The following is an 11229-nucleotide window of genomic DNA, read 5'->3' on the forward strand; positions in this document are numbered from 1 at the left end:
CAGGTATTGCCGATGGCGGGGACCAGCTGCCCGAAGATGCTTCGGTGGACGTTCAACCGCCTCCTGAACATCCCTGCGAGGCAACGGCTGGCGAGGTTCCGGCCTTGTTCCGGTCAAGCATTTGATAAACCGTAAGACTCTCCAACGAGAGCGTTCCCAATAGTGGGCGCCCCTGGAAAACGGAAAGGAAGCCAGCCTGCTCAATTCCTCTGGACCGGCCCCCGCAATCAGCGCGCGCTTCAAGCTCAAGGCGGCCACCGCCGCCGCCCATGACCGTCTGGACGGATGGATGTCTCGCTATGATCTGACCTGTCGCGCCGACTATGGCGCCTTTCTCCAGGCGCAGGCCGGCGCCTTCATGGGCGTCGAGGCCGCTCTCGATGAAGCCGACGCCGAAACCCATCTGCCGGACTGGCATGAACGGCGCCGCACAATTGCGCTGCGATCCGACCTGAACCTGATGGGCCTGGCCTTCCCTGAACCGGCCCAGGTCACGCCTTTTCGCGGAGAGGCGGAGGTCCTGGGCGCGATCTATGTCCTTGAAGGCTCTCGTCTCGGCGGCGCCGTTCTCATCCGCTCGGTTCCCGATGGTCTTCCGAAATCCTTCCTCTCGTCCGGGAACCCGGCCGCCTGGCGCGCATTAGCGTCTGTTCTTGATGAACGGCTTAGTTCGCCGGACCGCTTCGACAGCGCCGCAAGGGCGGCCTGTTCGGTGTTCGCCGTGTTCGAAAACGCCGCACGCGCCTATCCCGGAGCCGACCGAAAGTGACGACCCCCGCCGCCTCGGTCGACCTGACCAATTGCGATCGCGAACCCATCCACATCCCCGGAGCCATCCAACCGATCGGCTTCCTGGTCGCTTTAACCGCCGACTGGCAGGTGGCGCGCGTCTCCGCGAACGTCGGGGATTTCCTGGATGAGTCGCCGGAGGCTGTGCTCGGAGCTTTGATCCAGGACCTGTTCACGCCCAAGGCGGTTCACGACCTGCGCAACCGGGTCGCCATGCTGGGCGGCCGCGACGCTGTTGAACGCCTCTTCAGCTGCGTGCTCGTGGACGGCGGCCCGGCCTTCGACGTCGCGGTTCATGTCTCCGCCGGGGAGGTCGTGATTGAAGCCGAGCCGGCGTCCGGCGAACACGGCGACGCCAGCGGCGCCGTCCGATCCATGATGTCGCGACTGGATCAGGCAGCAGATTTTCCCGCCTTCTATAGAGAAGGCGCCCGACAGGTTCGCGCCCTGCTCGGCTATGATCGGGTGATGGTCTATCGGTTCGCCGAGGATGGGTCCGGCGAGGTCGTGGCTGAAGCGGCTCGGTCAGGCATCGGTCGGTTCATGGGGCTTCGCTATCCAGCGACCGACATCCCCGCCCAGGCGCGGGAACTGTACAGACGCAATCTCCTGAGATTGATCACGGACGTGAACGCCGTGCCGGTGCCCATCATTCCCGCGCGCAACCAGGACGGCCGCCCGCTCGATCTTTCCCTGTCGACGCTTCGCTCGGTCTCACCGATCCACATTGAATATCTCAAGAACATGGGCGTCGGCGCCTCGCTGTCGATTTCCATCATCGTGGACGGCAAGCTCTGGGGTCTGTTCGCCTGCCATCACTACGCCGCGCGCCGCCCCACCTTCGAGCGGCGATCGGTCAGCGAGTTGTTCGCCCAGATGTTCTCCATGCGCCTGGAAAGCCGCGAGCGTAAGGAGACCGTCGAGTACGAACGTCGCGCGCGAGACATTTCCGATCAGTTGTTGGGGGCCGTGGCGTCGGACGAAACCCTGTTGAAGGATCCTGACTGGCTCGCAGACATTCTCACCCACGCCATACCGGCCGACGGCGTCGGCGTTTGGCTGGGCGGCAACCACGCCTTTTCCGGCGAGACGCCCCCTCTGGAGGATTTCCGTCGCATCGTGCGCGCGCTGAACGGCACGGCCGCAGGCCGCGTGTTCGCGACGGATCACATCGGGGCGCTGGTCCCGGAGGCGCGCGCCTTCGCGTCGGGTGCGGCCGGCCTTCTGGCCATTCCCATCTCTCGCTCGCCGCGCGATTACGTCATCCTCTTCCGCCGGGAGCTGGTCCATTCCGTGCGCTGGGGCGGCGACCCGCACAAGCCGGTGAGCTTTGGACCCAACGGCCCTCGCCTGACGCCGCGTGAGAGCTTTGCAGAGTGGAAAGAACTGGTTGAGGGACGATCCCAGCCGTTCACGGCCTCAGAAATCCGGGTGGCGGAAACTCTGAGGGCGACCCTCATCGAGGTCGTCTTGCGTCTCGCCGACGAAGCTTCCGCCGAGCGCCAGCAATCCAGCGCTCGCCAAGAGCTGCTGATTGCGGAACTCAATCATCGGGTGCGCAATATTCTGGGCCTGATACGGGGATTGATCCGCCAGTCGGAACCGACCAGCGCCAGCATCGCCGACTTCGTCAAGGTCGTGGACGGACGCATCCACGCCTTGGCGCGCGCCCATAACCAGATCACCGACGACCACTGGGGACCCGCGCCCCTCCAGGCGCTGATCGACGCGGAAGCGGCCGCCTTCGTCGATGAGCGAGGACGCATCACCCTTCAGGGAGAACCGGTTCTCCTGAACCCGAACGCCTACTCGACCATGGCTCTGGTCCTGCACGAACTGGTCACAAACTCCAACAAGTACGGCAGTCTTTCGACGCAGGACGGGCGGGTGGTGATCGGCTGGAGCCGCAATGCGGCCGAAGATCTGGTCATGGAGTGGCGGGAGATCGGCGGACCGCCGGTGACCCCGCCCACGCGCCAGGGCTTCGGCACCACCATCATCAGCCGGTCGGTTCCCTATGATCTCGGCGGATCAGCCGACGTCGCCTATGAGCCAGGGGGCGTGCACGCCGTGTTCCGCATCCCGGCGCGCCATCTGTCGGAACCGCGCTCCACGGACGGAGCCAAGACGATCAAATACCCGCGTCCCGCCATCGGCCACCCCCAGCTCCTTCCGGACGCGGTCCTGGCCAATCACGACATTCTGCTGGTCGAGGACAGTCTGATCATCGCGCTGGACGCCGAGGATATCGCCCATCGCCTGGGCGCGGCCTCCGTCACCACGGCCGCCACCGTGGAAGGCGCGCTCGAATTCATCGACGCCGCTCGGCCCACCGTGGCCATGCTGGACATCAATCTCGGCGACCGGCACAGCTATCCGATCGCCGACAGGCTGGCCGAAGTCGGCGTTCCCTTCATCTTCGCGACCGGCTACGGCGAACAGGCAAACCCGCCGATCGAGCACAGGGGGCGCCCGATCGTGCAAAAGCCCTACACCCTGGAGAATATGGCGAGAGCTTTCGACAGCCTGATCGGCGAAACCACGTAGACGGACGGTCGCGCGCGATCAGGGGGATTTGTGATTCACACGGCTGCAGACACGAGCTTCCTGAATGGTCCGGGCGAAATGGCCCGGCTCATCCGGGATCATGACTGGTCGACGACGCCGCTCGGCGCCAGGTCTGCATGGCCGCAGAGTCTGACCACCATGGTCGGCATGATGATCGCTGCCCCGAACCCCATGGTTCTGCTCTGGGGCGCGTCGGGCGTCCTCCTCTACAATGACGGCTATGCGCGTTTCGCCGGCAAGAGGCATCCTGAGCTCCTGGGGATGGGCGCCCGCGAGGGCTGGCCTGAAATCGCGGATTTCAACGACGCCAATATTCGACGCGGCCTCGCAGGACAGTCCTGGTCGCTTGAGCGGCAGGAGCTGGTGCTGGATCGGGGAGCCGGTCCGGAATCCGCCTGGCTTGACCTCCACTACGCTCCTGTCCCCGATGAAAGCGGCCAGCCCGCCGGCGTCATGGTCTTCGTGTCCGAAATCACCGAACGCATCCGTCTCGCCGCTCACGAGGCCGAGGCGGTTGAACGGCTCGAGCTGGCGCTGTCGGCCGGTCGCGGCGTCGGGGCGTGGGATTGGGACATCGCCTCCGACCTCGTCCGCGCCGATGAACGCTTCGCCCGTCTCTACGGCGTCGATCCCGTTGTCGCCCGAGAAGGCGCTCCGCTTGAGGTCTTCTTCAGCGCCATCCATCCCCAGGATCTTCCGGCGGTCCAGGCGGCTATTGCGCGGGCCATTGAGGCCCGCTCGGCCTTCAGCGAAGAATACCGTCTGGTCCAGCCCGATGGCGAAACGGTGTGGGTCGTCGCCGAGGGGCGGTGCGTTTTTGACGCCGAGGGACGTCTCCGCCGTCTTCCGGGCGTCAGCTTCGACATCAGCGAGCGCAAGCAGGTCGAGATCAGGCAAGCCGCCCTGCTCCGCCTGCACGACGAACTCACCGCCCTGGACCACCCGGAGCAGATCCCGGCCGCCGCCGCTCGCGTCGTCGGCGAAACTCTGAACCTGGCTGCGGCCTATGTCTCGCTCGACAGGGGCGCGAAGCCTTGCGGGTCTGAGCCGGATCGGACCGTGGCGCCGGGCGCGAAGCCGCCGAGGCCGGCCTGGTCGCCGCGAGAGCATCCCGAGGTATTCGCGACCTTGGCCCAGGGGCGCGCCGTCGCTGTCGCCGATGTCGTTCAGGACGCCCTCACGCGCGGCGAGGGCGCCGCCCTGACCGCTGCGGACATCCACGGCTTCGCAGCCGTGCCCCTGCTGGAGCGGGACCAACTGGTCGCCATGCTGTTCGTCACAGACGCCCGCCCTCGCGCCTGGAGCCAACTCGATCTGGACTTCCTGCAGGATGTAGCCGCCCGAACCCGGAACGTCCTGGAACGTCTTCGCGCCGAAGCCGAGCGCACCGAAAGCCAGCAACGCTACCAGACCCTGTTCGACACCATGGACGAGGGGTTTTGCGTCATCGAATTCATCGATGGGCCCGACGGGCCGCTCAGCGACTACGTCCATGTCGAAGCCAACGCCGCCTACGCCGAACACGCCGGGATCGGCGACGTGGTCGGCCGCCGGGTCCGCGACATGGTTCCGGCCGAGGCCGACAGCTGGGTTTCGCTTTATCGGGACGTGCTCGAAACAGGCCGGCCGATCCGTTTTGAAAAGGAACTGGAAGCCACCGGCCGATGGCTGGAACTGGCCGCCTTCAAGGTCGGACCGGCCGGAGGTCGTCAGGTCGCCGTTCTCTTCAAGGACCTGACGGCGAAAAAACGGGCTGAAAGAGCGCTGGCGGATCTCAACGCCTCGCTCGAAGCCCGGGTCGAGGCGCGGACCGAAGAATTGCAGTCCGCTCATGCCGCCTTGCGTCAGAGCCAGAAGATGGAGGCTGTCGGTCAGTTGACGGGCGGCATAGCTCACGACTTCAACAATCTTCTGGCCGGAATTTCCGGCAGCCTGGAATTGATCGCCAAACGGATGGCGCAAGGCCGCGGAGCCGAAATCGGGCGCTACGTCGAAGCGGCGCAGGGCGCCGCGCAGCGGGCGGCCACCCTCACCCAACGCCTTCTGGCCTTTTCCCGCCGCCAGACCCTGGCCCCTCGCCCGACGGATGCGAACCGCCTGATCGGCGGCATGGAGGATCTGATCCGTCGTACAGTCGGGCCTGCCATCGACCTCGAGGTCGTCGGCGCAGGCGGTCTCTGGTTGACCGAGATTGATCAATCCCAGCTTGAGAACGCCTTGCTCAACCTCTGCATCAACGCCCGCGACGCCATGGCCCCCGGCGGAGGACGGCTGACGATCGAAACGGCGAACAAGTGGCTCGACGATCGTCATGCCCGCGAGCGCGATCTCGCTGCCGGGCAGTACATTTCCATCTGTGTCACGGATACAGGCTCGGGGATGTCCCCCGAAATCATCGAGAGGATTTTCGAACCCTTCTTCACCACCAAGCCGATCGGACAGGGCACCGGCCTGGGTCTGTCCATGATCCACGGCTTCGTGAGGCAGTCCGGCGGACAGATCCGCGTCTATTCCGAACCGGGTCTGGGCACCACCATGTGCCTCTACCTGCCGCGCCATCACGGAAGTCTGGCCGAACCAGACCCGCTCGTCGCGAGTCCGGAACCAGGGTCCGGTCATGGTGAAACCGTGCTGGTCATCGACGACGAGCCCTCTGTCCGAAGCCTCGTCGCAGAGGTTCTGCGCGAGCATGGCTACGCCACGCTGGTAGCGGGCGACGGGCCTTCGGGCTTGCGCATCCTGGAGAGCGAGCACCGGATCGATCTTCTGGTCACCGATGTCGGTCTTCCTGGCGGCCTGAACGGGCGTCAGGTGGCGGACGCCGCGCGCATGAGGCGCCCGGAGCTCAAGGTCCTGTTCATCACGGGCTATGCCGAGAACGCCGCCGTAGGCAACGGACTGCTGGAGCCCGGCATGGAGGTCATGACGAAGCCATTCGCGATGATGGATCTGGCGGCCAAGGTCACAACCATGATCGAGGCCTGAGCCGCCCTGTCGGCGCCCGCGGCCAGCCGACATGGCAAACGCCTCGGCCGCCGTTCAAGCGCCCTCCTATCGGCAGGTAGCCCCGGGCTCGCTTTCATGCTCCAGGGCATCGGCCTCTCGTCTGTCCCGCTCGGCGACCCTTGCGAACCTCTCACGATCAGCCTTGAAGGGCGACAACCTCGCCATGTTTTCGGCATTGAGTTGGAGCCGGCGGAGTTCGGTAAGGCGGGACGTACGGGTCATCATTGAACTCGGAAACTGCAGTCGTGCACTGGGTCTGGAGAGAATCTTCGGGCGGAGCCTGATACGGTCCGAATGAGACCCTGGATGAGCTGAGCGTTCCCGGGCGCGAGCCAACGTCTTCGTGTAGTCAGGCGTCGGAACGCCCTGGGTCGCTGTGATCTGGTTTGCCGCCGTCAAACGAGGGGATCGACACGATCAACGCCCCCTAGAGCCCGGATGCCGGCCAGAGGGTCCTGACGCCGCCGCAGATAATCGCCGCACGCCTCTAAGATGGCGCCGGATATTGAGGCTCGCCGGTCGCAGGACCTAGAGAAGATCACAGATATGGCCGCTGCTGAACCCGCGACGTGGCGTCATCATCATCGCTGCCCGGCAGCCTGTGCCGGCGCCCTTTACCTGACGCGATAGCGTCGGGACATTCTCGTGCTGCACGACGCATGGGCCGTGCGCCAGCCATTCCGCTGACCCACAACCCAGCCTGGCTATTCAGGCCGGTGTGCTCACTGCGATCAAAGAGCCTATCGCCGTCCTCGGCGGTTTCGTCAGCTTCAGGCCATCAGGAAACTGAGGCGAAGGACGCCGTTTATCCCCTTGACGCCCATACGCATGCAAATCGAGCGGAGGTGGGACCGGACCGTGTGTATGGACATGTCCATCTTGCGGCTGATGTCCTTGGGCGCTTCGCCGCTGGTCAGTCGAACAAGCACGGATTTCTCGACGCGCGTCAGGCCAAAGACACCGCCCACAGCTGCAACCTTGCCTTCGTCCAGCGGCTTGACCGGGCGCACCGATGCGAAAGCCCGATTTGGCGCTTCGGGCGCGGTCGCAATATCTAGAATGCACCAGGCGTCGTCTCCGGCGCGGAACAGGATGCGACCCGCTTTTTCGTGCTCGTCGGCAAGCCGTTGGAGAAGCATGTCCAACTCGAGGCGATTGCGATGTGAGGAGCAGATAAACACGCCTCCGGACCCGAGCATTCCGCATGCGGCCAAGGCGCGTGCAGCGGCGTTGCTGCTCAGAACGCGACCGTTCAGGTCCAGAACAAACCGCGCCGTTTCATCATTTTCAAACCAGACCTCAGCCTCAGAAAAGCGAGGGATGGACCTCGTGATCGGCGGCCTTGCGAAGGAACGTCGCTCGCTGGGCGCGCCCCCGCCTCTCTCCCCCATTTCACGCCGCAGATGGTCATCAGGCATGCCAACCGGCGCCCCGACGATATCCTGACTAATCATAGCTTCCCTGCTCCGGACGGCCCCGTGAATCGGCGGACTCAGCCCCTCACCTACAAGCTGCAATCACATTGCCGGTGCATTGGTTCGCCATACAAGAACACAGAGCAAGACAATTCTAAGAAATAATAGTTTCAACTCAGATCAAAGCCAAAATATTAGCCAGCAAGCTATCACACCAGTTCGACATCATTTGATATGTATCAATAAAAAAATATTCATTACCATCAAGGCATACAACCATCACTTAAAAATAACCCTAGAAATGAGATTTAAAACTTAAAAGTTAATCTTCGTTATCCAAATTGGTACTTATTAATTTGGCGAAATATCAACGGTAATCAAGTCTTCGTACCTCCCGCCCATCTGACCATTCACGAGCCCCAAGATGAAAGTCATGGGCAGGGCGAGTCCCGAGAGGGTGCGAGGAGGATCAATTTCTTTTGTCCAAAGAGCGGTTAGATCGACCTGATCGCCATCAAGCTCCACGCCATAAGGCACGACGGTGGCGTTCTCTACGTCTCCCAATCGGCGCATCACCCCGCCGTGCTCCGACTTAATTGTCAGAGTGGAAGGGGCATTGGCCCGAACCTGGACAAAGATACGACGGGTCGCACCCGTCGCCGCCTCGCCGAAATCAACGACCTCGACGCTGGACCCTTCACCAAACGCTCCCGCGGCGCCGGCCAGGTTCAATTGGGCACGAGGCGTCGACTGCAGGACAAGACGGACGGGAACAGGGGAGATCAGCTCGACGCCGTCAGTGTTTTTTATGAGCAGACGCAGATCGACGCCGTATTCACCGGCATCGGCGACAGCGCCCTGCACCACGACGGCGTCCATTTGGGCCACCCCCTTTTGCCCCGCCGCCAGAAGGTATTGGAAGACGCCCCTCTGGACGTCAGCCGCCTGAACGCCCGAGGATTCACGGGGGCGAAATCGAACCCCTACCCCGCCGAGCTGCACGTCCGTCACCTCAATGCCAGCCTCATCCGTAAATGAAAGTCGTAGGTCGCACGCTCCCTCGCCCTTGTTCTCCAGGGCCACGTCCAGGGCGCCCGGCGTTGGGCTGAGCGCGAATGGATTATATTCGATGCGAACAGTTTGAGCCGCCTCGACAAGCGCCGGATTGCAATCTTGCGCATGCGCATTCGTCGCGCCCAAAAGCAGGGCGAAAGCCACGCCGCCGCCCCTTAGCCACGCCCTTGGTCCCAACAGTTCAGGGCAACGACCGCGAAACTCTGATTTCACCGACATCGATTATTCCTTCCACATTATCGGGGATGACGAACTCCCCGAGCACTTCCCCCTGCACAACCAGACGATAGCGACCGGGCGCCAGCCCATCAGCGACGAAGCGCCCGCCTCTGTTGGTGAAGAACGGCTTGCCGGGCGCGCCTGCAGGCGCATCGGTCGCCATGATCGAACCGCCTACCAGGGCGATGGGGCCTTCGGGCGAAACAAGAATACCTCTGGCCGTGTGCGACGCGTCGCTGCCAACGACGACCCGATATCCGTTGCCATATCCCGGGAAGGTGCTGATCACGCCGCTGCCGAGGTCATAACCGGGCGGAAGCGGATCGACATCGAGCTCGTAGCGTCGAACGCCATACCCCCGGTCGATACCGGCGAGCGCCGGTCCGAACCAACCACTGCGGGCCACGGGATAGCCGCTGGAGTCTGTCAGACTGACCTGCGCGTTCTTGAGCGTCGGATGCGGCGTGGCGATAACAAAGCCTTCACGCGCGGCGCGACCGATGCCGAATGCGCCGTCTGCATACCCAACGAGGGTCGAGAGCCGCCACAGAGACTCCTGTCGGGTGGAGCCGCCCGGCACGGTGGACACCAGTCGGTTGGAGATAACCTCGGCGTCGAAGCGGTTGTTGATGTAGCGCAGATCGCCGGAAAGGGTCTGGTTATTGCGATCTTCAGAGAAGCGGATGTCGCCGCTGAGATCATTCAACCGCCCCGAGGCCGAGCGTGAGATCCCCACCTCGCGGAATTCGTTCTGACTGTCGTAGCGCGCAGCGCCGCTCCATCGACCGCCAAAGCGGGTGGTCAGCGTCAAGCCGAACCGCGTGTCCTCGACACCGTCGCTGGTGGCTCCACGCTGCCAGGCCAGGTTGACCCCGAACTTGCGGAACGTCCGACCAATTGACACACTGAAATCGGTCCGATCCTCTTGCTCACGCCCCTTAACAAAGGCGGCGCCAAGACTGAGAGAATAGGCCTTGTAGCGGATCAGGGCCTGGCCGGCGGCCCGCCACTGCTCGCGATTGAAGGCTGAGTTCTCGAAGGCCGTCTGGAAGAATTTGCTGGTCGCCTGCGCAGAGGCGACAACCCGCAGCTCGACCTCGCGCGCCAGTTTCGCCTCGCGCATATAGTCCAGCGCAACAATATAGCCTTGCGCGCCCGTATCGCCATTGTGGCTGACGGCGGCGCTGGCTTGCACCAGCCCCAGGCGGCTTCCCCACGTTGCAAGCCCCCCCATCTGACCGCGGCCGTCAGCCCACTGGGCGTTGGCCCCGAGCGTAAGCGCGTCGGTGATCCCCTTGCGGACAAAGCCGGACGCCGCGAGGGTCGATCCGTATTCCAACTGGCCGCCCTCCTCCAGGACGCCAGCCGATACGCCGAAATCCATCACGCCCGGATCCAGCAGCCCCGCCCCGCCAAAAAGATCGAAGACCGCGATCTCGCGCTGGCCGCTATCCTCTTCGACCAGCAGCCGAACGGTGTTGGCGCCCTGACCAAAGGGAAAGTCGGACAACGAGTAAGGACCTGCCTCAAGTCGGATACGTTCCACGACAACGCCGTTGACCTCGACCACGACCAGAGCAGGCCGATCCAGAATGAACTGTCGACGGCCAGCCGGTCGCACATTCTGGAACGGGCGTATGGTCGAATAGGCGCGTGCAGCCGACAGACCCAGAAAACGGCGAGATCCCTGAAAACTCTCAACCGGCGGCGCAAACTCACCCGCTGTCAGGCGAACGGCGGACTGAAACAGATCTTTGGAGAGCCGTATCTCGCGGCGACGCCAGCGTTGATCCTGACTGCTGCCGTCGTAGTCGACGCCCCCCGTCAGGGTGACCCCGTCGAACCCGCCAATATTGGCGAACATATCGATACCGCCGGCCAGAGGCGCGAAGCGCCCCTCATCATGGGAATACAACTGGGCCATGCTGATATTGGCGCCCGCTGCAAAATGAGCGGGCTGATCGAAGGCCGTTGGATCGACCACCTCATTACGGGCGAAACTGACATCGCGACGCGCGCGGGCATCAACAGCCAGCTCCGCGACAAAAGTGAGCGACAGAGGATCGAAAGAAATCGAAAACTGTCCGTCGTCGAAACATTTGGCGCAGGTTTGGCGTGGCGTTAACGGAGAGCGGGCCTCGTCAGGGGTTGGCTTTTA

General features: G+C 63.5%; 7 protein-coding genes. 4 read left to right on the forward strand and 3 right to left on the reverse strand.

Going from position 1 to position 11229, the window contains the following annotated elements; translation table 11 throughout:
- Positions 1-289 precede the first annotated feature (289 nt).
- From AC3A3G_RS15045 to AC3A3G_RS15055, 3 genes are all read left to right on the forward strand, one after another.
- Complete coding sequence (locus tag AC3A3G_RS15045) at positions 290-769, forward strand: biliverdin-producing heme oxygenase (protein ID WP_487488595.1); 480 nt, start codon at positions 290-292, stop codon at positions 767-769.
- Positions 766-3336 (forward strand): HWE histidine kinase domain-containing protein, encoded by a 2571-nt coding sequence (locus AC3A3G_RS15050; protein ID WP_487488596.1) that lies wholly within the window; start codon positions 766-768, stop codon positions 3334-3336. Before AC3A3G_RS15045 ends, AC3A3G_RS15050 begins: the two co-directional genes overlap by 4 nt.
- Positions 3337-3414: 78 nt before the next feature.
- Positions 3415-6342, forward strand: coding sequence for a PAS domain-containing protein (locus tag AC3A3G_RS15055; RefSeq protein WP_487488597.1), 2928 nt, complete (start codon positions 3415-3417; stop codon positions 6340-6342).
- Positions 6343-7133: 791 nt separating this feature from the next.
- Here AC3A3G_RS15055 and AC3A3G_RS15060 read toward each other — a convergent pair.
- From AC3A3G_RS15060 to AC3A3G_RS15070, 3 genes are all read right to left on the reverse strand, one after another.
- Positions 7134-7817 (reverse strand): helix-turn-helix transcriptional regulator, encoded by a 684-nt coding sequence (locus AC3A3G_RS15060; RefSeq protein WP_487488598.1) that lies wholly within the window; start codon positions 7815-7817, stop codon positions 7134-7136.
- A gap of 312 nt (positions 7818-8129) precedes the next feature.
- A complete protein-coding gene (locus AC3A3G_RS15065; RefSeq protein WP_487488599.1) occupies positions 8130-8996 on the reverse strand; it encodes a hypothetical protein in 867 nt (288 codons plus the stop codon).
- Between the two features lie 37 nt (positions 8997-9033).
- A complete protein-coding gene (locus tag AC3A3G_RS15070; RefSeq protein ID WP_487488600.1) occupies positions 9034-10995 on the reverse strand; it encodes a fimbria/pilus outer membrane usher protein in 1962 nt (653 codons plus the stop codon).
- Between the two features lie 24 nt (positions 10996-11019).
- Here AC3A3G_RS15070 and AC3A3G_RS15075 point away from each other — a divergent pair, with 24 nt between their 5' ends.
- On the forward strand, positions 11020-11196 hold the full coding sequence (locus tag AC3A3G_RS15075) for a hypothetical protein (RefSeq protein WP_487488601.1): 177 nt from the start codon (positions 11020-11022) through the stop codon (positions 11194-11196).
- Positions 11197-11229 lie beyond the last annotated feature (33 nt).

It is taken from the genome of Brevundimonas sp. Soil_N_31 (genome assembly GCF_057655995.1).